Genomic DNA, 22,400 nt, shown 5'->3' with positions numbered 1-22,400 from the left:
CCTGAGGGTCAAGGGTCACAGATCCGGCGCGATGCGGCCGGGATTGAGAATGCCTTTGGGATCGAACTGGCCCTTGAGCCGGCGCGACAGCGCCGCAAGGGCTGGGTCCTGCGGCTCGAACACGGGCACGCTGGAGCGCAAGCCCGCATCGGCCCGCACCAGCATGGCATGGCCGCCGCCATGATCCGCCAGAGCGTCACGGATGGGCACGTCATGCGCATTGCCATCCAGGCAATGCAGCCAGACGAGCCCGCCGCTCCAGTCGTAGAAGGCTTCTACCGGGATGCTCTGCTTCAGGCTGGCGACGTAGCCTGCCCCGGAAGCTGGCGGCAGCGAGACGCGCCAGACCGGCAGGCTGCCGCCCGCAAAGGGCTGGCAATCGCGGATCGCGGCCCAGGCGGCACGGGAGGCCGTATCCTCCAGCCGCTCCACGGCAATCCCATCCGGCAAGTCCTCAGCAAGCAGCCGGGACAGCGCGGCAAAACGGTAATCGACGGAAGGGCCAAAACCTTCCAGCCGGATCAGCGTCACTGCCTTGTCCCGGTCCTGCCCGGCTAGGCCAAGCCTTGCAAACAGGCCTTCAGGCAGATGCGCCGCCGCCGACACTTCAGCAGGCGTGCCCATCGCCCGGCAGAGGGCGGCAACCGCCGTGGCATCGTCCAGCCCCTCGATCAACAGACTGGCGCTGGTTTCCGCCCGTGGATTGACCTTGAGCGTCAGTTCGGTCGAAAGCGCCAGCGTGCCCCAGGAGCCGCAAAGCGCACGGGGCAGATCGTAACCCGTGACGTTCTTCACCACCTTGCCGCCCGCGCGGAAGATCTCACCGCGCCCCGACACGGCCTCCAGACCCAGCACATGATCACGGGCAGCGCCCGCCTTGATGCGCCGGGGGCCGGAGAGATTGGCCGCCAGCGTGCCGCCCAGCGTGCCCCTTGCCGGAGTGCCACCCAGCAGCGGGCCATAATCCATCGGTTCGAAGGACAGCTCCTGCCCCGCAGCGGCCACCGCCGCCTCGATCTCCGCCAGCGGGGTGCCAGCGAGTGCTGTCAGCACCAGTTCGGCGGGCTCATAAACGAGGATGCCGGAGAGAGCCGAGAGATCCACCACAAGTCCAGCCTGCACCGGGCGGCCCAGCGCCCGCTTGGAGCCCTGACCGATGATTTCAAGCGGCAGATCCTCGGCAGCCGCGTGGGCCACAAGGTCGCGCAGCTCACTGGCATTACGCGGCCGCACAGCCTTCAGCGCTGCGGCACCGGGAGCCAAGGTGGTCTGGTCTGGGGTCATCTGTTCCACCTGCTCAGAAACGCGGAATGTCCGGGAAAGGCATCTGCCCCTTGTGCACATGCATGCGGCCAAGCTCGGCGCAGCGGTGCAGCACGGGGAAGACCTTGCCGGGATTGAGGAGCTGACGCTCATCGAAGGCGCATTTGACCCGCTGTTGCTGTTTCAGGTCGTCCTCGGTGAACATCTCCGGCATCAGGTCGCGCTTCTCGATGCCGACGCCATGCTCGCCTGTCAGCACCCCGCCCACCTCGACGCACAGGCGCAAGATGTCGGCACCGAAGGCCTCGGCAGCCTCCAGCTCACCCGGCAGGTTGGCATCATAGAGGATCAGCGGATGCAGGTTGCCGTCTCCGGCGTGGAAGACGTTGGCGACCCTGAGCCCATGCTTCTCCGACAGCGCCCGCATGCCGGCCAGCACACGCGGCAGCTCCCGCCGGGGGATCGTGCCGTCCATGCACAGATAGTCCGGCGAAATGCGCCCCACGGCCGGGAAGGCTGCCTTGCGCCCGGCCCAGAACACCAGCCGCTCCTCTTCGCTGGTGGAAACACGCAGATAGCCGGAGTTGTTGGCGCGGGCGATTTCCTCGACGCGGGCCAGCAGATAGTCCACCTCCGCCTCCGGCCCGTCCAGCTCCACGATCAGCAGCGCTTCGGCCTCACGCGGATAACCGGCATGGACGAAATCCTCTGCCGCTTCCAGCGCCAGCTTGTCCATCATCTCAAGTCCGCCGGGGATGATACCGGCGGCGATGATGTCCGCCACGCAGCGTCCGGCATCTTCCGTGGCAGCAAAACCGACCAGCGCGGCACGGGCCGTTTCCGGCTTCTGCAGGATGCGCACGGTGACTTCGGTCACGACGCCAAGCAGCCCTTCGGAGCCGGTCATCATGGCGAGGAGGTCATAGCCTTCCGCATCCAGATGCTTGCCGCCAAGACGGATGACCTCGCCCGTCATCAGCACCATTTCAAGGCCCAGCACGTTGTTGGTGGTGAGGCCATATTTCAGGCTGTGCACGCCGCCGGAGTTTTCCGCGATGTTGCCACCGATGGAACAGGCAATCTGCGAGGACGGGTCGGGGGCGTAATAGAAGCCCTCATGCTCCACGGCGCGGGTGATGCCAAGGTTGGTCACGCCCGGCTGCACGGTGACGGCACGGTTGGGAAAGTCGATATCGAGGATGCGGTTGAACTTCATCATCGACATGAGCACGCCATCGGCCACCGGCAGCGCGCCGCCGGAGAGCGAGGTGCCTGCGCCCCGCGGCACCACCTTGACGCCGTTGTCATAGCAGTAGCGCAAGACAGCCGCGACCTGCTCCACCGTTTCCGGCAGGACGACGATCAGCGGCATCTGGCGGTAGGCAGTCAGCGCATCGGTCTCATAGGGGCGCATGCCGGTGTCATCGGCAATCACACCCTCCCCCGGCACGATGGCCTGAAGCGCGGAAACGATCTCCGCCCGGCGCGCCAGAATGGCGCCATCCGGCTGCGGCATGGCAAGTCCGGCCATTTTCTCTCCTCTCCGGCAAGAATGTGATCCATTCTTGCCCTCCTGCCCGTAAGACAGCAAACGGGCCAGTTGAACCGCCCCGGAAATGCCCTCTGTCAGCCTTACGGAAAGGCAGTCTGGCAAAAAACCGGCTCAAGCGGAATATGCGGTCCCTTACTAGCTCTCTTTCCGGCGGGAATAAAATGAGCAATCTGACCGATATGGAAATCTTCGCCCGGGTCGTTACTGCCGGCAGCATGTCGGCTGCAGGACGGGAGATGGGGCTTTCCCCCGCCGTCGTGTCGAAACGAATCCGCCGGCTGGAGGACAAACTCGGCACCCGCCTTCTGCAACGCACCACCCGGCAGATTGCCCTGACGGAGGCTGGCCATGGCTTCTACGACCGGGTTCTCGCCATTCTGGCTTCGGTGGAGGAAGCCGAAACCTTTGTGACACGGGGATCGGCGCAGGCCCGCGGCACACTCAAGGTCAGTGCTCCCACATCCTTCGGCCGCATGCATGTTGCGCCCTATCTCGCCCGTTTTCTCGAAGCCAATCCGGACCTTTATGTCAGCCTCGACCTGTCGGACGAATTCGTCGACATCGTGGGGGACGGCTACGATCTGGCGATCCGCATTGCCGAACTGTCCGACTCCAGCCTCGTTGCCCGGCGCCTTGCGCCCGTGCACCGGGTGCTCTGTGCTGCTCCGTCCTATCTCGAGCGCCATGGCGAGCCCAAGAGCATTGACGACCTTGTCGAGAACCACGTGCGCGTCGCCGCCGCTGCGCAGGATCCCTGGCGGCTGATGGGCCCGCGCGGGCTTGAGATCGTCAAGACGGATGCCCCGTTGCGCACCAATTCCAGCGAGGTGGTGCGTGAAGCGGTGCTGGCCGGCGTCGGCATCGCCCTTCGCTCCACCTGGGACGTGGGGCCGGAACTGCGCGAGGGCAAGCTGCAGATCGTTCTGCCCCAATACCGCGCTTCCAAGGACGTTGGCTTGCATGCGGTCTATCCGACCCGGCGCTTCCTGCCAGCCAAGGTGAGGGTTTTCATCGATTTTCTCGCCCAGCTCTACGGTCCGCAGCCCTATTGGGATGAAGGCCTGTCCGGCTGGCTCGGCAGCATGGAGCGCGCGGCAGGCTGAGGGCGTAACTCTGCGTATGAGCCACAGTGACGCACCCGGTTGTCACATAGCATGATTAGAATATCCTCCCTGTTACCGGCTTGGCGGCCGTGACTGAGGGAGAATGATTATGAAATATGCAGTGCTTGCTGCTGCCATGCTGGCAGCGGTGACGACGGGGGCACGCGCAGACGGCGATGCCGCTGCAGGCGAGAAGGTCTTCAAGAAGTGCATGGCCTGCCATGCTGTAGGTGCGGACGCTAAGAACAAGGTGGGCCCGGAACTGAACGGCATCGTCGGGCGCCCGGTCGCCTCAATTGCCGAGTTCAAGTATTCCCCGGCGATGACCGAGTTCGCTGCCGGTGGCAAGGTGTGGGACGCAGAAACCCTTCACACCTACCTGGCGAACCCGAAAGGCCTCGTCCCGAAAACCAAGATGGCTTTCGCTGGTCTGAAGAAGGATCAGGAAGTCCTCGACGTGATCGCCTATATGAACCAGTTCAATGCGGACGGTTCAACGAAGTAATCCGGATTTCCGGATAAGCAAGGCCGGGCCAAACGCCCGGTCTTTTGCGTTTCATGAATATATTTATCAGTCAAAATCAAATATTTTCGTCATGTCATGGCTCGACCATGGCATCCACATCGATACGTAACAACAAAATCAGCACACGATAGAACATTTTTACTTTCAAGAAACGGAACAATAAGCAACGGGATGGATGCCATGATCAAGTCATGGCATGACGGTGTTGTTATTTTGAGCGCTCAGCTTCCCCCCCCTTCAATGCGGCTCCCCCGTATCCGTGTGATGCGCCCGGATGCGGCGGACGGTCCACCAGACGGCAAGCAGCACCAGCGGCACCGACATTCCCGAGACCAGGCCCGGATCGGGCATGGGCACACCCGCTTCCTTCAGACCCTTGGCGAGATAGCCCACCAGCCCAACCACATAGTAGCTGACGGCGGCCACCGAGAGGCCCTCCACCGTCTGCTGCAGGCGCAACTGCAGGCGGGCGCGGCGGTTCATGGAATCGAGCAGATCCCGGTTCTGGCGTTCCATGTCCACATCCACCCGCGTGCGCAGCAGCGTCGTGGCGCGGGCAAGTTTGCGGGACAGGTTGATCTGCCGGTTCTCTACCGATTCGATGGTGCGCATGGCCGGGGCAATACGGCGTGCGAGAAAGGACTCCAGCCCGAGATATCCCGGCACCACGGCTTCCTCGATTGTCCCCAGCCGCGCCTTGAGGATGCTGTGATAGGCACGGCTCGCCCCGAAGCGGTAGGCGCTGGCCGCCGCTCCCGCCTCCAGATCAGCCGCCAGATCGGAAAGGCGCTCCAGCAGGTGCCGGTTGCTGTCCATGTCCGAGGCCCCGCGCATCTCCCCGGTCAGCTGCACAAGCTCCTCCTCGATCCGCCGGACGTCCGGCGAGAGCTCTGTGGCCATGGGCAGCCCAAGCAGTGCGAGCGTGCGGTAGGTTTCCACCTCGATGAGACGCTGCGCCAGCGCACCAGTCTGGCTGGGCGCCATGCCCCGGTCGATCAGCAGAATTCGGGTCAGTCCCTCGCCATCCTGCCGGAAATCCGTCATGGCAATGGCACGCCCCTCCTCAGACTGAAGGGCTGTGAGGCTCGCCCGGTCGAACCACCGGGTCAGCGCGGCCTCGTCGTGACCATTTTCCGGCACAACGTCCAGCCTTGCCGCAACCAGCATCGGCCCCGGAGCCCGGAAGCCCGATCCGAAGGGATGACCGGCGGGAATTCGCCCGAAGGGGTGGCTGCCATCCGGCGCAACGTCAAAAGTGTAGGTGATAAACTCCGAATGCTGCTCCCAGCGCAGGGAACCGCCAGCCATCGGCAACACATGCGAGCGGTCACTCTCCCCCGGCCCCTTGACGCCCTGGCTGCGGCACAGATCGGCAAACCAGAGCCGGTCATCCCGTATGGCCTGGGGATCACATGTGAAGGCGTAATGCAGCAGAATGCGAGGGCTTTCCAGCGCGCGGAACGGGCGGGCATGGAGCTCGCCCAGTACGGCTGCCCTCAGGTGATGCTTGCCGAATGGCAGCAAGCCGCCTGTCTGCTGCGTGTTTGCGTCCGCGTTCATTCTCGCCCCCGTCTTCCTGCCCCAAAGTGACGCAGTATCCTCGCATCTGTCATGCGCAAAATTGCGACGGAAGCAAGCTGCGACACAATGTAAGGGGTCACGCAAAGCGGGTCTTGCAATTGGACAAGAAATTTGACCAATTAAAGCAGGGAGAACGGAGACTCGCATGTTCGCGAAGGTCAATCATGCCCGTACCGCCGATGCTGTGGTGGATCAGATCGAGCTTCTGATCCTCAATGGCGTGCTGCGCCCGGCCGACCGGCTGCCGCCCGAGCGGGAGCTGGTGGACCTGGTGGATGTGTCTCGGCCGATCTTGCGTGAGGCTCTTAAGACGCTGGAAGAGCGCGGGCTTCTGGTGAGCCGCCAGGGCGGTGGCACTTATGTGGCAGACCTGACCGGCCCGGTGTTTTCCGAACCTCTGCTGGACCTCATCGCCCGCCATCCAGCCGCCATCGAAGACTATCTCGACTTCCGCAGCGATATTGAAGGCCTTGCAGCCGCCAAGGCGGCGGCAAGGGCCACCGCTGCCGATCATGCGCTGCTGACTCGCATTGTGGAGGCAATGGCCGCAGCCTTCGAGGCGGAAGACCATGAAGCAGAGGCCCGGCTTGACGTGGAGTTTCATCAGGCCATCGGAGAAGCAGCCCATAACATGATCCTGCTGCACACCTTGCGGGCCTGCTACCGGCTGCTGGAAGCCGGTGTCTATTTCAGCCAGCAGAAGCTCTTCCGCCATCCCGGTGCCCGCGAGGCGCTGCTGGACCAGCACCGGGCCATCCTCGCCAGCGTGACCGCCGGCGACAGCGAAGGCGCGCGGCAGGCCGCAGAGGCACACATTGCCTTTGTGCGCCAGGCGCTGACGGAGGCCGGGCGCGAAGGTGCCCGCAGCGCCCTGTCAAACCTCAGGCTTGATCAGCGCATTGCCAGCCTGCCCAAACCCCGGCGCACCCGGGCAAAGTCATCAGCAAAACCGGCGGAACCGGCAACCGCCCGCCAGACGTGAAACCCGGACTTACGTCCCATGACATGGGGAAGGATCTGAACGCATGCCTGTGATCACCGAGATCGAAGACCTCAAGCGGCTGTACAAGCGCCGTGTGCCACGGATGTTCTACGACTATGCGGAGACCGGAAGCTGGACCGGGCAGACATTCCGCGAGAACTCCTCGGACTTTGATGAGATCCGCCTGCGCCAGCGGGTGGCCGTCGACATGGCCGGCCGCAGCACGGCATCGCAGATGGTCGGGCAGAACTGCACAATGCCGGTTGCCCTGGCCCCTGTCGGGCTGTGCGGCATGCAGTCAGCCGACGGCGAGATCAAGGCCGCCCGCGCTGCGGAGAAGTTCGGCGTGCCCTTTACGCTTTCCACCATGTCGATCTGCTCCATCGAGGACGTGGCGGAGCACACCAGCAAACCGTTCTGGTTTCAGGTTTACACACTCAAGGACAATGACTTCATGCGCCGCCTCTTTGACCGCGCCAAGGCGGCCAAATGCTCGGCACTCGTGATTACCGTTGACCTGCAGGTGCTTGGCCAGCGCCACAAGGACCTGAAGAACGGCCTCAGCGCCCCTCCGAAGCTGACGCCTTCCTCGATCCTGAACCTTGCCACCAAGGTGCCGTGGGGGCTGGAAATGCTGCAGACCAAGCGGCGCTTCTTCGGCAACATTGTCGGCCATGCCAAGGGCGTTACCGATCCTTCCTCGCTCGGCACATGGACTGCGGAGTCCTTCGATCCTTCACTGGACTGGGAGCGCATCCGCGAGTTTCGCAAGTGGTGGGACGGGCCGGTCATCCTCAAGGGCATTCTCGATGCAGAAGACGCGAAGAAGGCGCTGGATGTTGGGGCCGATGCCATCGTCGTGTCGAACCACGGAGGCCGGCAGCTCGACGGCGCGCTCAGCTCGATCCGCACCCTGCCGAAGATCATGGACGCGGTGGGTGACAAGATCGAGGTCCATCTCGACAGCGGCATCCGCTCCGGTCAGGACGTGCTGAAGGCGCTGGCGCTGGGTGCCAAGGGCACCATGATCGGCCGCGCCTTCGTCTATGGCCTGGGCGCCATGGGCGAGGCTGGTGTGACGCGGGCGCTTGAGGTGATCCACAAGGAGCTGGACATCACCATGGCGCTTTGCGGCGAGCGCAACGTCAAGGATCTGGGCAGGCACAACCTGCTGCTGCCGGCAGACTTCGCCGACCGCTGGCGCTGACGAACGGCCGGGTCCGCCTCACCCAAGCAGGCGGACCCAGTTGGCGGCAAGGCGGGCACCGGTATCATCGGCACGGGGCGCGTGCCGCGCAATCTCGGCTTCCAGCCGCTGCGCCCAGTCTGGAGTGTTCTCGGCGATCATGCCGGCAAAGTCACGGGACCAGTCGCGCACCTCAGGTTCGGCAGCCTCGAAATGGAACTGGATACCATAGGTCGCTGCGCCCATGCGGAAGGCCTGGTGAGGTGTCCGGGCGCTTGATGCCAGGTGCACCGCGCCCTCGGGCAGATCAAACGTGTCATTGTGCCAGTGGAACAGCGGCGCGCCCTCCCCCAGCGCCGACAGCACCGGATCCGCCTTCCCCGCATCGGTTGGCATCACGTCATGCCAGCCGAATTCGATGGGCCTGCCGATGATGTTGCGCCCGCCGAAGGCACGGGCGATGAGCTGCGAACCAAGGCAGATACCCAGCACCGGCTTCTGCTCAGCGTGAAAGCCGCGGATCAGATCACAGATCTGCGGCAGGAAGGGTGAGCCCTCGTCATCCAGCGCATTCTGCCCGCCGCCAAAGACGGCAAGGCCTGCATAGCCCGCAGCATTCAGCGGCACTGCCTCTCCCTCAAAAGCCTTAACCACCGTCACTTCGGCACCCGCATTCGCAAGGGCGCGGCCAACCTGTCCATGCGGGGTGAGCGGATAGTTTTCGATGACAAGAACGCGCATGAGATCTCCGGCAGATATCGGCAACGCTTGCGAATGTGGCAGTATCCCTAACCTAGTCAAGGGACGGCGGCACGCTGCCCTCCCTTTGAATGGAGATTTCGGCATGCCGTTGCAAAACCGGGTCTGGCCCGATGGAAAGCTAGTCTCTCACCCTTGCCGGGGCCTGCTGATGGGCAACCGGGGTGGACGGCTGCACGATCCGGCAACGAAGACCATAAGGCGGCTGCAAGCCTCCCGCCGCTGGATCTGCTGCGTCCTGTCCTTCAAGAACCGCCACCGCCAGGTGATGGGTGAAGGCTACACGGAACTCTTCTTTCTGGATGAGGTGACGGCTCTTGCCGCCGGGCACAGGCCCTGCTTTGAATGCAGACGGGTAGAGGCGCAAGCCTATGCAACGGCGGCCGCCCGGCATCTTGGCCTCGAGACGCTGCCCGGCGCAGGCTGGATGGACCGGCAGCTGGCACTCGAGCGCGGCCCCCGCTGGCAGGGCAAGCCTGCCGGTGACGCGGCTCTCAGGACCCTGCCGGATGGCACCATGCTGACGGACGGAGCGGGATTTCTCGCTCTCAAGTCAGGCCGCCTTCTGCGCTGGAGCCCGGACGGATATGCGGCCACAAGCCCCGTTTCCACCCTTCGGGTTATCACCCCGGCCTTGTCACTGGCAGCCCTGTCTGGCGGATATCAGCCACTTTGGCATCACAATCCCTGAAGCTTCCGCAAGGTTCCATTTACAAAACAGATTGGTCGCTTCAACGACTATCATTTGAATTTTGCGCGCCTGCGGCGCATTCTCCCGCCCGGATACACGGCAGAAGAGAGACATGAGATGACGATGGCTGAAAGCCGGATTGCCGCCCCCGCCTCCACGCTGACCTCGAAGGACCTTGGTCTTTACGGCCTGACGGTGTTTTCCTGGGGGTTCAGCTGGATTGCCATGAAGGGGCAGGTGGCAAATGTGGCGCCCGAAGTTTCCGTGTTCTGGCGCTTCGTGCTGGCAGCCGCCGTGATGCTGGGCTGGAGCCTGATCCGCCGGGAAAGGCTTGCCTTTCCGCTGCGCACCCATCTGCGTTTTGCGGCACTCGGGCTCTTCATCTTCTCCACCAACTTCACCCTGTTCTATTATGGTGCCAAGCATCTGCCTTCCGGCCTGCTTGCCGTGGTGTTCTCGCTGGCTTCGGTCTTCAACCTGATCCTTGGCGTGGTGCTGTTCCGGCAGCGGCCGAAGCTGATCATTCTGGCCGCCGGCCTCATTGGTTTTGCAGGCATTGCGCTGATGTTCTGGCCGCAAATCGCAGGGGCTGAACTGAACCTTGATGCGCTGAAGGGACTTGCCCTGTGCACGGCAGGCACCCTGTCCTTCTGCCTTGGCAACATGGTGTCCTCGTCCACCCAGAAGGCAGGCATCAGCATCACTTCAGCCACCACCTGGGGCATGATCTATGGCGCGGCGCTGCTCGGCACCTTCAGCCTGCTGCGCGGCGACAGCTTTGCGGTGGAACCGACGCTCATCTATCTTGGCAGCCTCGCCTATCTGTCGATCATCGCCTCTGTGCTGGCCTTTGCCTCCTACCTGACGCTTCTCGGCCGCATCGGACCTGCGCGGGCAGGTTATTCCACGGTCATTTTCCCCGTGGTGGCACTGACGGTCTCGACCATTTTCGAAGGCTATGTCTGGACCTTCGCTGCCCTGCTCGGCCTTGCCCTCGTCATCGCGGGCAATGTGATCATGCTGCGCAGCCGGTAGGCTGCGGATCTATTCTGCCGCCTGCGGCACGGACAGGTTATCGAGCGAGGAAATGATGTGTTCCACCAGCGCTTCCGTCACCCGGGAGTGCTGGTGCCAGGAGCGCATGACGGCAATCTCACATTCCGGCAGCTTGGGGAAACCATCGGATTCCGCCAGCACCCTCATGCCGGGCCGCAGAGCCGATTCCGGCAGCACCGAAACAGCCAGACCCGCCAGAACGGCAGCTCCCACGGCGGTGGAGTTCCAGCTCGAATAAAGCAGCCGGTGCTCCCGCCCGACCGAGCGCAGCGCCAGAAGCGCCGCACGCCGCCAGCCGCAGGTGGCACGGCCAAGCGCCAGCGGCAGCACGTCCTCATTCTCCACCGCATGGCGGGCTGACGTGACCCAGAGCAGCGGCTCGCGCCGGATCACCTCGTCGCGCTGGCCGCCGGGCTTTTCCACGTGGGTGATGATCGCCACATCCAGCTCGTTGGCTACAACGAGATCGATGAGATTGGCCGTCGGCGCACAGACCACGCTGACCTCGGCCTTTGGATTGGACCGGGAGAACCGTGCCAGAATTTCCGGCAGGAACCGGTCGGCATAATCATCCGGCGTGCCCAGCCGCACCATGCCCTGCACTTCCGTCTCGTCGAAAGCGGCCAATGTTTCGTCATTCAGCTGCACCAGACGGCGGGCATAGTGCAGCAGCTTCTCACCTTCTTCGGTGAGCCGGGACAGGCGCCCGTCGCGCATGAAGATGGGGCGGCCGATTCTCTCCTCCAGCCGCCGCATCTGCATGGACACGGCGGACTGGGTCTTGTGCACCATCTCCGCCGCGCGGGTGAAGCTGCCATATTCAGCTATGGCCACAAACGTGCGCAATTGATCGAGATCGAGCATCAAACCCTCGCCACACAGATGCCGAAGGCGCGGAAATACAGGACTTTTCCTGCATTCACATCCCTTCCATCACCAACATTGATCAAATCCATTAAAAACATTCGTTAGATAAATTCAAGCGGCTCTGACATGGTCCCCCTATCGGAAGAGCGTAAAACTACTGAGCTCGGCCGGATGAATATGACAGACACTGACGGGAGCGCAGCCTCCCGGAGATGAAGGAGTTTGACGCCATGTACGCCCCGCTCAAGACGCAGCTGATCCACCGCATCGCCGGTATCGCAGCGCGAGCATGGCGCGTGGTGCGTAACCGCCATCAGGCGCGCAAACTCAATGACCTCACAGATGCTCAGCTCGCGGATATCGGGCTGACAAGGGGGGACGTTCGCACGGCTCTTGCGGCGCCCTTCTTCCGTGATCCGTCGTTTGCCCTGACCAAGGCATCCCGGCGCAACGCACATGCCTCGCAGGCCGGAGTTCCGGCAAGCATTGTGCTGATCCCGCAGCCTCAGAGGACCGCTCCGGTCTTCGCAGCGTCCAATGCAGGCCCGCAAATGGCCGCCTGAGACTGATGGACGGGATCTCGCCTGCGTCTGTCCCCCCGCGCAGGCTCTGAGGTCTGGTCCATCGCCTTACCCCGTCGGCGATTGCCTTGCCGACAATACCTGGCCCGCCTCCCCCGGCGGGCCTTTTTTTTACCTCACGCCCGGCCAGGAAGAGCAACGGGGCCGAAACGCTCAAACAGGCCTTCGATCGCCTTCATGTGGTTTTCCTGAAAGGCGCGTCCGGCGGACAGCCAGTCTTCAACGATGGATGCCCCCGGCGCTGGAGCCTGTGCTGCCACCTCCGGCTCGGGTGCGCTTTCGGGGGCAGGAGACGGCTCAGGCTTTCGGGCAGCCGCAGCCGGGCGGCCTGAGGCCTCTGGCGCTGCCGGAGCAGACGCAGGCTGTGCAGTGCTGCCCTGCCCTGCGGCGGGCAGCCCCCAGAAGCTGGCCGCCTTGCCCGCAGCATCGGCGGCAGAGCCGAAGAAGCCCGACCAGAACGACTGCACGGCTTCGCCATAGCCCGCCATCATGGCCGCGCCCGGCATGGGCTTCGGGCGGCCACGGGCATAGCCTGCCATGAAGGCGTCCAGCAGATCGCGCGCCTGCCCTTGCAGGAAAGGCCGGGCGACGTTCCCAAGCGCCAGCGTTGCGGCAACGGGCATGAGCGCAGCCACAGCCTCCTGCTGGACGCCTGTGAAGGCTGAAATCTGCGAGGCCACCGCCTTCTGCAGCGGATCAGAGCCATAGAACCAGGGCACGGGCGCAGCCGAGAAGGGCTCGGCCATCACGGACGGCGCTTGCCCCTGCAAGAAACTCATGAAGGACTGGAACGCATTGGGCGCGGCTGTCGTGTGCTTGAGGCCGGTGAAGGCGGTGGGGATCAGCGCACCCATGGCCCGGGCCACATCCGCCTCATTGAGGCCGAACTGCTGGCGCACGGCATCAACAACCTGTGCGGGATCGAAGGAGAAAGGATGACCTGCCATGCCGTTCATAATGCCTCGCACCGGATCGTGAGCTTTCCCCATGATCAGCGCAACGGCGGCAGACGTCAAATGGCGCGTGGCGCCTGAACCTGAACCAGCCGGTCCATCAACAGGGAGTTGAGGGGCCGGCTGGCAAATCATGCGATTTCAGTAGGCGTAGTCCGTATAAGCACGGGTCACATCGCCCTGCCATTCGCCGTGGAACTTCGCCAGCATCTGGTCTGCCGGAGAAATGCCGAGGGCAAGCGTCTCTTCCACGGTTGCCAGATGCACCCGCTCGTCCTGGCCGCCATCATTCAGCCGGGCGCGGCGCTTCAGGCCTTCCAGCGACAGGGCCGTCATCTGGCGGGCGAGATCCAGCACCTTGCCCTTGCGGAACGGCGTCTGAAGACCATGGATGGGCACGCCATTGCGCAGGGCAAGGCGCTCTTCCGCGGTCCAGTCTTTCACCATCTGCCAGGCATCATCAAGGATGCCCTTGTCATAGAGCAGGCCCACCCAGAGCGCGGGCAGTGCACAGATCTTGCGCCAGGGGCCGCCGTCGGCGCCGCGCATCTCCAGATATTTCTTCAGGCGCACGTCCGGGAACAGGGTGGACAGGTGATTGTTCCAGTCACCGATGGTCGGCAGCCCATCCGGCAGCCGGTCCTTCAGCGCCCCGTTCATGAACTGGCGGAAGGTGGTATCCGTCGCATCGTGGTAAGTGTCACCGCGCTTGACGAAATACATCGGCACATCGATGGCCCAGTTCACATAGGCTTCGAAGCCGAATCCGTCCTCGAAGGCAAAGGGCATCGGCCCGGTGCGGTCGGCATCCGTGTCCTTCCAGATTTCGGCACGGAACGACTGGAAGCCATTCTCCTTGCCTTCCGTGAAGGGCGAGTTGGCGAAGATGGCAGTGGCAACCGGCTGCAGCGCCAGGCTGACGCGCAGCTTCTTCACCATGTCGGCTTCGCTGGAGAAGTCGAGGTTCACCTGAATGGTGCAGGTGCGGTACATCATGTCGAGGCCAAGCGAGCCAACCTTCGGCATGTAATTCGACATGATCGCATAACGCGACTTGGGCATGACCGGGATCTGGTCCCGCCGCCAGTCTGGCGTGAAGCCGAGCCCCAGGAAGCCGATGCCGAGCGGTTCGGCAATCTCGCGCAGCTGTGCCAGATGCGCATGGGTCTCACGGCAGGTCTGGTGCAGGTTGTCGAGCGGTGCGCCCGACAGCTCGAACTGCCCGCCCGGCTCGATGGAAATCGCGCCGCCGGCGACCGGATCGGCAAGACCAATGATCTTGTCCTTGTCGGAAATCCGTTCCCAGCCCAGCATTCCTTCCATGCCGTTCAACAGCGCCTCAATGCCACGCGGCCCTTCATAGGGAACCGGAGAGAAATCCGCCTTGTAGAACGGAAATTTCTCGTGCTCGGTGCCAAGGCGGAAGCCGTCTTCCGGCTTGCAGCCTGACTCCAGATGTTCAGCGAGTTCACGGGCGCCCGAAATCGGGGTGGAATCAACAGTATCGCGGGCCATGCGTCGTCTTTCAAACTTGAGATCGGCGCGCACATTACCGGGGGGCAGCGCGCCGCACAATCAAACTTGTTTGATAGATTGAATTACCAATCGCCAAGTACCGATTGAACGACCGCCAGTGCGGCAACTGCGGCAGTGTCGGCGCGCAGGATCCGGGGGCCGAGCGGAATGGCGGTGACGAAGGGAAGGCTCTTCAGCTGCGCGCGTTCGGCTGCAGAAAAGCCGCCTTCCGGGCCGATCAGGACAGCTGGCGGCACAACAGCCCCCCCTTCGTCCTTGAGGGCGGCGAGCAATTGCAGCGGGTTGGCACCATCATCGCTTTCGTCGCAGAAGATGATGCGCCGCTCCCCTTCCTGCGCTGTCCAGTCCGCCAGCACGGCAGCAAGAGCACGGGGCTCCTCGACTGCGGCAAGGCCAAGGATGCCGCACTGCTCGGCCGCCTCGATCACATTGGCGGTCATGCGTTCGGTGTTGACGCGGGCCGCCTGGGTGTGAGCCGTGATGACGGGCACGAGCCGCGCCGCTCCCATTTCCACCGCCTTCTGCACCATGTAGTCGAGGCGGGCATGTTTCAACGGCGCAAAGAGATAGACAAGGCCTTCAGAGGCGGGCTGCATCCGCGTCTGCTCATGCGGGCATAGAATGACACTCTTGCGGCTGGGCAGCTTCAGCCGGGCGCGCCATTCCCCGTCCCGGCCGTTGAACAGCAGCACCTCATCGCCTTCCGAGAGCCGCAGAACATTGAGAAGGTAGTTGGCCTGCGTCTTGTCCGCGGCAATTTCTGCATCCGGCGCCAGCGCAGCCTCCACAAACAGGCGCTGCATGCGGAATTCGTATTTGGCCATGGCGTCATCCTGATTGGGCAGAGGTAAGATCGCTTGCAGGACAAGCGGGAACGCCGCCCCTTTGTGGGGGGCGGCGCTCGATCATTCAAGCCTCAAGGCTCATTTCAGGCCGTTGCCGGACCCTCGCCGGCGCCGTGGGCACTGCCATGGCCTGCCGGCTTGTGGTGACCGGCTGCCGGCACCTCATCGTCCTCATCACTCTTCTTGTGGTCGCCGTGGCCGATGTACATGTAGAACATCGGCACGACGAACAAGGTGAAGAGAGTACCGACCGCGAGGCCCGTGCTGATCACCAGACCAATCGAATAGCGGGCTGCAGCACCGGCACCTTCCGACATGACGAGCGGAAGGACGCCCAGCACCATGGCGCCAGTGGTCATGAGGATGGGACGCAGGCGCTCGCGCGCTGCTTCGATGATAGCCTCATGCTTGCTCAGTCCGTGCAACTCACGCTGGGCATTGGCAAACTCGACCATGAGAATGCCATGCTTGGTGATCAGGCCCACAAGCGTGATCATGCCCACCTGCGTGTAGATGTTGAGCGTTCCTGCCCCCATGAACAGCGGCACGACGGCACCGAAAATCGACAGCGGCACCGACATCATGATGATGAAGGGATCGCGGAAGCTTTCGAACTGGGCTGCGAGCACGAGATAGATCATGATCACCGCGAGGCCGAAGGCCATGATGATGGTGTTACCTTCGTTCACTTCCAGGCGCGACTGGCCAGCATAGTCCTCGAAGAAGCCTTCCGGCATTTCCTCGCGGGCGATCTGCTGCAAGGTCGCAAGGCCGTCACCCGTGGTTACGCCCGGCATCGGCAGGGCCGACAGGGTTGCCGAGTAGAGCTGGTTGAACTGCTCTTCAGCCACGGCGGTTGCGTTAGTCTCGATCTTCACCACGGAAGACAGCGGCACCATCGCCCCGCTCGCCGAGCGGACATAGAGTTCCGCCAGACGCTCGGGGTTCATGCGGAACTGCTTGTCAACCTGCGGGATGATTTCGTAAGCGCGGCCATCACGGTCGAACTTCGCAACCTGCGCATCACCCACCAGGATGTTGAGGGTCTGACCGATGGTCGAAACCGGCACGCCCAGAGCCGCCGCACGGTCACGGTCGATAGTGACCGTGGTCCGCGGCTTCTCGAAGGACATGGAGTTCTGCACCACGATGAACTTGCCCGAGGCGATGGCGCGCTGCTTGACCTGTTCCGCCACTTCATAGACCTGCTCGGCGGTGCCGGTGGTCTGAAGGACGTACTGGATCGGCAGGCCGCCGCCGCCGCCCGGAAGCGATTCCGGTGCAAAGACAAAGGCTTCCACACCTGCAGACTTCTGCAGGCCGGCCTGCACGATCTGCTGGATCTCCTGCTGCGACTGCTCCCGCTCACTCCAGGGCTTCAGCACCCAGATCGCGAATGCGCTGTTGGTGCCGCCGAAACCTACGATCTGGAAGCGCGTGTCCACGCCCGGCGCATTGTCCGTCAGTTCATAGAACTGGTTCGTGTAGAGCTGGGTGTAGTCGGATGTCGCATATTGCGGAGCCGTCACAAGCGAGAAAAGCGCACCCTGATCCTCTTCCGGGGCCAGTTCCGAGGAAATCCGCGTGAACATGAAACCCGTAAGGCTCATCAGACCGATGACAACGATCAGGGTTACCGGCTTGTAGTTGAACGAGGCCTTGAGGCGGCGTCCATACCAGGTGGTAAGCCGCGAGAAGAGCCGGTCCACGAACTTCTGGAAGCGGCTCTGCTCTGCGGTCAGAAGCCGCGAGGACATCATCGGCGACAGCGTTACCGCGACGAAGCCGGAGATGAACACGGCACCGGCCAGCGTGAAGGCGAACTCTCGGAACAGCGCGCCGGTCAGGCCCTGTGCAAAGCCGATCGGCGCATACACGGCGCCCAGCGTGATCGTCATGGCCACGACCGGCCCGAAGATTTCCTTCATGCCGATGATCGCCGCCGGGATGGGCTTGAGGCCTTCCTCCAGATGCCGGTGAATGTTCTCCACCACCACGATGGCGTCATCCACCACGAGGCCGATGGCAAGCACCATGGCCAGCAGCGTCAGGGTGTTGAGCGAATAGCCCAGCGCCCAAAGGAAGAAACACACACCGACAAGTGACAGCGGGATGGTGACAATCGGGATGATCACCGAGCGGAATGACCCAAGGAACAGCAGGATCACCAGAATCACGATGATCACGGCCTCGCCGATGGTCTTGAACACCTCCTCGATCGAGGCGCTGATGAACTGCGTCGAGTCATAGGTGATGACGACCGACATGCCCTCCGGCAGGTTTTCCTGCAGCTTGGGCAGCGCATCGCGGATACCCTGTGCCGTGTCCAGCGGGTTCGCGGACGGCGTCGGCATGATACCGAGGAAGATACCGCCCTGCCCGTTGAAGGACACGCGCACGTCCGTGCTCTTCGAGCCGAGCTCCGTACGGGCCACGTCACGCAGGCGCACCACTTCAGTGCCATCAGAGCGGATCGGCAGTGCGCCGAATGCTTCCGGCGTCTGCAGTGTGGTCTTGGTCTCGATCTGATAGGCGACGTACTCGTTTTCCGTCTTGCCGGGCGCCGAGAGGAAGTTCGCGCTCTGGATAGCCGACAGCACCTCTGCTGCCGTCACGTTGCGGGCGGCGAGCTTGATTGGATCGATCCAGATGCGCATCGAGAATGTCTGCTCACCCAGGATCTGCGCATCCGCCACGCCTTCGACGATCGAAAGCTGCGGCTGGATCACGCGGGAGGTGAACTCGGTGATTTCCTGCGGGGACATCACATCCGACAGCACGGTCAGATACATGATGGCGAAGGACTGGCCGGTGCCCTTCTGGATCACCGGATCTTCCGCCTCCGTGGGCAGCTGCCCACGCACCTGCTGCACTTTGGAGATGACCTCCGTCAGCGCCTTGTCCGGGTCAGAATTCAGCTTCATGTTGACCGTGACGGTCGACACGCCAAGCGTACTCTTGGACGACACGTAGTCCACGTTCTCCGCTGAGGCGACAGCCTTGGCGATGGGCGTGGTGATGAAGCCCTGAATGAGGTCCGCACTGGCACCGACGAAGGCCGTCGTCACGGTGATCACCGTTTCGTCGATCTTCGGATACTGGCGGATGGTCATGTTCAGGATGCCCTGTGCGCCCATCAAAAGGATCAACACGTTGACCACAATTGCCAGCACTGGCCGCCTGATGAAGATTTCGGAGAAATTCATTCTTACTCTCCGGTCGTCATGCCCGTGGCATTAGGCATGATCGTATTGTCGATGGTCACGCTGTTACCGGCGGCAAGCTTGTTCTGCCCGGCATTGACGATGACATCGCCGGCGGAAACGCCCTTGCTGACTTCGATCTGGGTGCCGAAGCGGCGGCCTGCGGTGACAAATACCTGCTCGACGATCTGCTTCTTCGGCGCGTCAGCGGCGGCCCCTTCCTCGGGCTTGGCATCGACAACGCGGAAGACGTAAGTGCCATAGAGGCTCTGCACCACTGCGGTTTGCGGCAGGGCAATAACGTTCTCCTCGGCAGGCAGAACAACTTCGACAAAGGCAAACTGGCCAGGGCGCAGCAGGCCTTCAGAATTGTCCACTTCCGCCTGCAGCGAGACGAGGCGCGACTGCGGGTCGATCTTCGGATCGATACCGGTGATCTTGCCGCGATGGCTGAGCTCGCCTTCCGTCAGGCCCGCCTTGATTTCCTGGCCAATGCTGACGAGCGGCAGCTGCTGCTCGGGAATCGTGAAGTCCACCTTCATGACCTTCAGATCCTGAAGCGTGGCAATCGCAGTTCCAGCCTGAAGGAACTGGCCTTCATCCACTTTGGCAATGCCTATGGTGCCAGAGAAAGGCGCGACAATCTTCTTCAGATTGATAGCCGCCTGAACGCGCTCAACCTGCGAGCGGGAGGCATCCAGAGCCGCAGTGGCATTGTCCAGCTCCGAAGTGGAGCTGAAGCCGCGGGTGTTCAGCGCAGAAGCGCGGCTCAGCGCCTGCGCGTCACGGGCCTCGTTCGCCTTGGCCGCGATCATGTCGGCCTGTTCGGTCTCATCGTCGAGCTGCACCAGCAGCTGCCCCTTTTCGACGTCCTGGTTGGACGTGAAAAGGATTTCCTTGATGATGCCGGAGGTTCTGGCAGGAACATCCACGCCCTGACGTGCACGGATGGTACCGATGGACTGGATCACGGGCTCGACCCGCTCCGGCTCAACGGTCAGCGCTGAAATGGTGATCGGCGGACGCGGCTGCGCAAAGAACGCCTGGATCATGCTGGCGCGGAAGTTGTCGAACCACCAGGCGCCATATCCAAGGCCACCTACGATCGCAATGGCAATAAGCCCGATAATGAAACGTTTCATCTGTTTCCCGGTCATGCGGCGAACCGGCCGCTTTCTAATGCGACTTCCCCCGCAGTGTCCTGCCGGGCCTTGCCGCGGATAGTATCGCTGGAGCGCTGGATTTTCGACCACTCATTGTAGGGGTAATCACCCATCTACGCTCATTGGCTTGCAAACTTTACCGTCCGGACGGTAAAGTCAAGATGACGCATTGCGGAATATGGCATAGAGCGGCGGCGGGTGTGACAGAAATGCAGCAGGACTCAAGGCAGGCAAAGCGGGAAGCGACACGGGAGCGGCTCATTGATGCGGCCGTGGAACTCGTCTACGCAGAAAGTGCCCGCAAGCTGTCGCTCGAGGCTGTCGCTGAAAGAGCCGGCGTTTCAAAGGGCGGGCTGCTTTATCACTTCAAGTCAAAGTCCGAGCTCCTGCGTGCCATGGTCGAGCGGCACATGGCGATCATCAGCAAGTCTGTCGGAGAGGCTTTCGAAGAAACATCGCGCGACACCAAACCCAATGCCCTGATGCGCGCCTATCTGATTGCCGTGGCGCGGGACGTTTGCCCCTTGCGTGAACCACCGGCAGGAATGCTTGCTGCCATTGCCGAGGAGCCGGAGCTGCTGGCCCCGGTGAAGGCACATCATGTCAGCCTCATCCGCGAGATCCGCGCGACCTGCGAGACCCCGGAACTTGCAGAGATTGTCTTTCTCGCGATTGAAGGCGTCTGGCAGCTGATGATGTTTTCTGTCTCCCCCTTCACCGAAGAGGAAATACTCCAGCGGCTTGCCCGCCTTTCCGAGCTTCTTGCCCATCCCCCGGCCGCATTCACAGGCAATCCGGAGCCATGTGCCCCGCACTCTTGACCCCGGCGGCCCATCCGTCCACCTTGGCGCCAACAGGCAGGACAAGTGGCGTGACTGAAGCATCCCCGAATTCCAACATCGCCGAATTCACGGTTTCTGATATCTCCTTCTCCATCAAGCGCACGCTTGAGGATGCTTTCGGCTATGTGCGGGTGCGCGGCGAACTGGGGCGCATCTCGCGGCCTGGCTCCGGCCACATCTATCTTGATCTCAAGGATGACCGCTCGGTGCTCTCCGCCGTCATCTGGAAAGGCGCCGTCTCCAAGCTGAAGATCCAGCCGGAACAGGGGCTGGAGGTCATCGCCACCGGCAAGGTTACCACCTTCCCCGGCCAGTCCAAGTATCAGATGGTGATCGATGCGCTGGAACCGGCCGGTGCCGGGGCGCTCATGGCCCTTCTGGAAGAGCGCAAGCGCAAGCTCGCTGCCGAGGGCCTGTTCGCGCCCGAGCGCAAGAGGCCGCTGCCCACCCTGCCGCGTGTCATCGGCGTTGTCACCTCGCCCACCGGTGCGGTGATCCGCGACATTCTGCACCGCATTTCCGACCGCTTCCCGCTGCATGTGCTGGTCTGGCCCGTGCGCGTGCAGGGCGAGACCTGCGGCGCGGAAGTCGCCAACGGCATCCGTGGCTTCAACGCGCTGCCCGAGGGCGGGGCCATTCCCAGGCCGGATCTCATCATCGTTGCCCGCGGCGGCGGCAGCCTTGAGGATCTTTGGGGCTTCAACGACGAAGCTGTGGTGCGGGCAGCTGCCGAAAGCGCCATCCCGCTGATCTCCGCTGTCGGCCACGAGACCGACTGGACGCTGATCGATCTGGCCGCAGATCTGCGTGCCCCGACGCCCACAGGCGCGGCCGAAATCGCCGTGCCGGTGAAGGCCGAACTGATGGCCTCGCTCAACGATCTGAACCGCCGCCTTTCCGCCGGGCTCTTGCGGCTTGTGGCCAGCCGCCGGACGGAGCTGCGCGCCGCCGCTGCCGCCCTGCCCGCACCGCGTGACCTTCTGGCCCTGCCGCGCCAGCGCTTTGACTTTGCCGCCGGCAATCTGGAGCGGGGGCTTTCCGTCAACACCCGTGCCCACCGCACCCGTTTGATGCGCGCAGAGGCGCTGCTTACACCGCTGACCCTCGCCCGCCGCACAACGCAGGCCCGTGACCGGCTGACCGGGCTTGAGGAACGGCTGGCCCGTGCCCTCACCGTTGCCATCGCCAGTCAAGCACAGCGGCTCAACGCCGTCTCCGGCCGCCTCACGCCTGCCCCGCTAATCCGCCAGATCCGGCTGGGGCAGGAGCGGCTCGGCACGCTCTCCACACGGCTCGGCCGCACCGGCCAGCAGCTGACGCAGGAACGGCGCGCCCGGCTCGACAGTCTGTCCAAGCTGCTGAAGTCCCTATCCTACAAGGATGTGCTGTCACGCGGTTATGCGCTGGTACGCGCCGCCGATGGCCAGCCGCTGCGCAACCCCGCGGATGCCCCCGCAGGCACCTTGCTCTCCATCGAACTGGCAGGCGGCCAGATCTCCGCCGAAGTGGTGGAGGGGGACGCCCCCGCATCTTCTTCTACCGCCAGCGGCAGCACCGTGCCGCCAGCGAAGAAGCCCCGCCCCGCAAAAGCCGCTGCACCAAAGACGGATGCGCCGGCTTCCAGTCAGGGCAGCCTGTTCTGAGGGCAAAGATCCCGGGTGAATTTCGCAGGCTTGTCCGCCCTTTGGAGGGCTCCCGGCCAATGGACATG

The 22,400-nt window shown here is 63.1% G+C and carries 19 protein-coding genes; 9 read left to right on the top strand and 10 right to left on the bottom strand.

All coding sequences use genetic code 11. The features are described 5' to 3' along the window. Positions 1–15 precede the first annotated feature (15 nt). Both glcE and V6L75_RS03200 read right to left on the bottom strand, forming a co-directional pair. The gene (glcE, locus tag V6L75_RS03205) at positions 16–1,284 is read right to left on the bottom strand and encodes a glycolate oxidase subunit GlcE (RefSeq protein ID WP_334250086.1); all 1,269 of its coding nucleotides are present in this window, start codon (positions 1,282–1,284) and stop codon (positions 16–18) included. Between the two features lie 13 nt (positions 1,285–1,297). After that, entirely contained in the window at positions 1,298–2,794 is a 1,497-nt protein-coding gene (locus V6L75_RS03200; protein ID WP_334250085.1) for an FAD-linked oxidase C-terminal domain-containing protein, read from the bottom strand. 182 nt (positions 2,795–2,976) lie between these two features. Here V6L75_RS03200 and V6L75_RS03195 point away from each other — a divergent pair, with 182 nt between their 5' ends. Together V6L75_RS03195 and V6L75_RS03190 are read left to right on the top strand one after the other, a co-directional pair. Then, on the top strand, positions 2,977–3,918 hold the full coding sequence (locus V6L75_RS03195) for a LysR family transcriptional regulator (protein WP_334250084.1): 942 nt from the start codon (positions 2,977–2,979) through the stop codon (positions 3,916–3,918). A 109-nt stretch (positions 3,919–4,027) separates the two neighbouring features. Beyond that, positions 4,028–4,423, top strand: coding sequence for a c-type cytochrome (locus tag V6L75_RS03190; protein ID WP_334250083.1), 396 nt, complete (start codon positions 4,028–4,030; stop codon positions 4,421–4,423). Positions 4,424–4,681: 258 nt separating this feature from the next. On the opposite strand, the gene V6L75_RS03185 is transcribed toward V6L75_RS03190, so the two are convergent. Continuing rightward, positions 4,682–6,004, bottom strand: a complete 1,323-nt coding sequence (locus V6L75_RS03185; RefSeq protein WP_334250082.1) for a DUF3422 family protein — start codon at positions 6,002–6,004, stop codon at positions 4,682–4,684. A 166-nt stretch (positions 6,005–6,170) separates the two neighbouring features. Between V6L75_RS03185 and V6L75_RS03180 the strand changes: the two genes are divergently transcribed. Further along, on the top strand, positions 6,171–7,007 hold the full coding sequence (locus V6L75_RS03180; protein WP_334250081.1) for an FCD domain-containing protein: 837 nt from the start codon (positions 6,171–6,173) through the stop codon (positions 7,005–7,007). Between the two features lie 43 nt (positions 7,008–7,050). After that, the gene (locus tag V6L75_RS03175) at positions 7,051–8,214 is read left to right on the top strand and encodes an alpha-hydroxy acid oxidase (protein ID WP_334250080.1); all 1,164 of its coding nucleotides are present in this window, start codon (positions 7,051–7,053) and stop codon (positions 8,212–8,214) included. A gap of 18 nt (positions 8,215–8,232) precedes the next feature. Here the strand turns inward: V6L75_RS03175 and V6L75_RS03170 are convergent, their stop codons facing one another. Further along, positions 8,233–8,934 (bottom strand): type 1 glutamine amidotransferase, encoded by a 702-nt coding sequence (locus V6L75_RS03170; RefSeq protein WP_334250079.1) that lies wholly within the window; start codon positions 8,932–8,934, stop codon positions 8,233–8,235. 103 nt (positions 8,935–9,037) lie between these two features. Here V6L75_RS03170 and V6L75_RS03165 point away from each other — a divergent pair, with 103 nt between their 5' ends. After that, positions 9,038–9,643, top strand: coding sequence for a hypothetical protein (locus V6L75_RS03165; RefSeq protein ID WP_334250078.1), 606 nt, complete (start codon positions 9,038–9,040; stop codon positions 9,641–9,643). A gap of 117 nt (positions 9,644–9,760) precedes the next feature. Then, the gene (locus tag V6L75_RS03160; protein ID WP_334250077.1) at positions 9,761–10,678 is read left to right on the top strand and encodes a DMT family transporter; all 918 of its coding nucleotides are present in this window, start codon (positions 9,761–9,763) and stop codon (positions 10,676–10,678) included. Between the two features lie 9 nt (positions 10,679–10,687). On the opposite strand, the gene V6L75_RS03155 is transcribed toward V6L75_RS03160, so the two are convergent. Beyond that, the gene (locus V6L75_RS03155) at positions 10,688–11,563 is read right to left on the bottom strand and encodes a LysR substrate-binding domain-containing protein (protein WP_334250076.1); all 876 of its coding nucleotides are present in this window, start codon (positions 11,561–11,563) and stop codon (positions 10,688–10,690) included. A 233-nt stretch (positions 11,564–11,796) separates the two neighbouring features. On the opposite strand from V6L75_RS03155, the gene V6L75_RS03150 reads away from it, so the two are divergent. Continuing rightward, on the top strand, positions 11,797–12,129 hold the full coding sequence (locus V6L75_RS03150) for a DUF1127 domain-containing protein (RefSeq protein WP_334250075.1): 333 nt from the start codon (positions 11,797–11,799) through the stop codon (positions 12,127–12,129). A gap of 134 nt (positions 12,130–12,263) precedes the next feature. Here V6L75_RS03150 and V6L75_RS03145 read toward each other — a convergent pair whose 3' ends face one another. The 5 genes from V6L75_RS03145 to V6L75_RS03125 form a co-directional block, all read right to left on the bottom strand. Next, complete coding sequence (locus V6L75_RS03145) at positions 12,264–13,094, bottom strand: DUF937 domain-containing protein (protein WP_334250074.1); 831 nt, start codon at positions 13,092–13,094, stop codon at positions 12,264–12,266. Between the two features lie 147 nt (positions 13,095–13,241). Next, complete coding sequence (locus V6L75_RS03140; RefSeq protein WP_334250073.1) at positions 13,242–14,615, bottom strand: glutamate--cysteine ligase; 1,374 nt, start codon at positions 14,613–14,615, stop codon at positions 13,242–13,244. A gap of 83 nt (positions 14,616–14,698) precedes the next feature. Further along, entirely contained in the window at positions 14,699–15,460 is a 762-nt protein-coding gene (locus V6L75_RS03135) for a 16S rRNA (uracil(1498)-N(3))-methyltransferase (RefSeq protein WP_334250072.1), read from the bottom strand. A gap of 104 nt (positions 15,461–15,564) precedes the next feature. Beyond that, entirely contained in the window at positions 15,565–18,687 is a 3,123-nt protein-coding gene (locus V6L75_RS03130) for an efflux RND transporter permease subunit (RefSeq protein WP_334250071.1), read from the bottom strand. Between the two features lie 2 nt (positions 18,688–18,689). Next, the gene (locus V6L75_RS03125; protein WP_334250070.1) at positions 18,690–19,826 is read right to left on the bottom strand and encodes an efflux RND transporter periplasmic adaptor subunit; all 1,137 of its coding nucleotides are present in this window, start codon (positions 19,824–19,826) and stop codon (positions 18,690–18,692) included. 230 nt (positions 19,827–20,056) lie between these two features. On the opposite strand from V6L75_RS03125, the gene V6L75_RS03120 reads away from it, so the two are divergent. Both V6L75_RS03120 and xseA read left to right on the top strand, forming a co-directional pair. Beyond that, positions 20,057–20,668, top strand: coding sequence for a TetR/AcrR family transcriptional regulator (locus V6L75_RS03120; RefSeq protein WP_334250069.1), 612 nt, complete (start codon positions 20,057–20,059; stop codon positions 20,666–20,668). 50 nt (positions 20,669–20,718) lie between these two features. Further along, positions 20,719–22,332, top strand: coding sequence for an exodeoxyribonuclease VII large subunit (xseA, locus tag V6L75_RS03115; protein WP_334250068.1), 1,614 nt, complete (start codon positions 20,719–20,721; stop codon positions 22,330–22,332). Positions 22,333–22,400: the final 68 nt, after the last annotated feature.

The sequence above is a fragment of the Pannonibacter anstelovis genome (genome assembly GCF_036881715.1).
Taxonomy (GTDB): domain Bacteria; phylum Pseudomonadota; class Alphaproteobacteria; order Rhizobiales; family Stappiaceae; genus Pannonibacter; species Pannonibacter anstelovis.
The sequence above is the reverse complement of the archived record's forward strand: the minus strand, read 5'-3'. Positions and strand labels throughout refer to the sequence as shown.

Coding starts and splice junctions, on each gene's coding strand:
- glcE (WP_334250086.1), bottom strand. CDS start 1,284: ATGACCCCAGACCAGACCACCTTGGCTCCCGGTGCCGCAGCGCTGAAG.
- V6L75_RS03200 (WP_334250085.1), bottom strand. CDS start 2,794: ATGGCCGGACTTGCCATGCCGCAGCCGGATGGCGCCATTCTGGCGCGC.
- V6L75_RS03195 (WP_334250084.1), top strand. CDS start 2,977: ATGAGCAATCTGACCGATATGGAAATCTTCGCCCGGGTCGTTACTGCC.
- V6L75_RS03190 (WP_334250083.1), top strand. CDS start 4,028: ATGAAATATGCAGTGCTTGCTGCTGCCATGCTGGCAGCGGTGACGACG.
- V6L75_RS03185 (WP_334250082.1), bottom strand. CDS start 6,004: ATGAACGCGGACGCAAACACGCAGCAGACAGGCGGCTTGCTGCCATTC.
- V6L75_RS03180 (WP_334250081.1), top strand. CDS start 6,171: ATGTTCGCGAAGGTCAATCATGCCCGTACCGCCGATGCTGTGGTGGAT.
- V6L75_RS03175 (WP_334250080.1), top strand. CDS start 7,051: ATGCCTGTGATCACCGAGATCGAAGACCTCAAGCGGCTGTACAAGCGC.
- V6L75_RS03170 (WP_334250079.1), bottom strand. CDS start 8,934: ATGCGCGTTCTTGTCATCGAAAACTATCCGCTCACCCCGCATGGACAG.
- V6L75_RS03165 (WP_334250078.1), top strand. CDS start 9,038: ATGCCGTTGCAAAACCGGGTCTGGCCCGATGGAAAGCTAGTCTCTCAC.
- V6L75_RS03160 (WP_334250077.1), top strand. CDS start 9,761: ATGACGATGGCTGAAAGCCGGATTGCCGCCCCCGCCTCCACGCTGACC.
- V6L75_RS03155 (WP_334250076.1), bottom strand. CDS start 11,563: ATGCTCGATCTCGATCAATTGCGCACGTTTGTGGCCATAGCTGAATAT.
- V6L75_RS03150 (WP_334250075.1), top strand. CDS start 11,797: ATGTACGCCCCGCTCAAGACGCAGCTGATCCACCGCATCGCCGGTATC.
- V6L75_RS03145 (WP_334250074.1), bottom strand. CDS start 13,094: ATGGCAGGTCATCCTTTCTCCTTCGATCCCGCACAGGTTGTTGATGCC.
- V6L75_RS03140 (WP_334250073.1), bottom strand. CDS start 14,615: ATGGCCCGCGATACTGTTGATTCCACCCCGATTTCGGGCGCCCGTGAA.
- V6L75_RS03135 (WP_334250072.1), bottom strand. CDS start 15,460: ATGGCCAAATACGAATTCCGCATGCAGCGCCTGTTTGTGGAGGCTGCG.
- V6L75_RS03130 (WP_334250071.1), bottom strand. CDS start 18,687: ATGAATTTCTCCGAAATCTTCATCAGGCGGCCAGTGCTGGCAATTGTG.
- V6L75_RS03125 (WP_334250070.1), bottom strand. CDS start 19,826: ATGAAACGTTTCATTATCGGGCTTATTGCCATTGCGATCGTAGGTGGC.
- V6L75_RS03120 (WP_334250069.1), top strand. CDS start 20,057: ATGCAGCAGGACTCAAGGCAGGCAAAGCGGGAAGCGACACGGGAGCGG.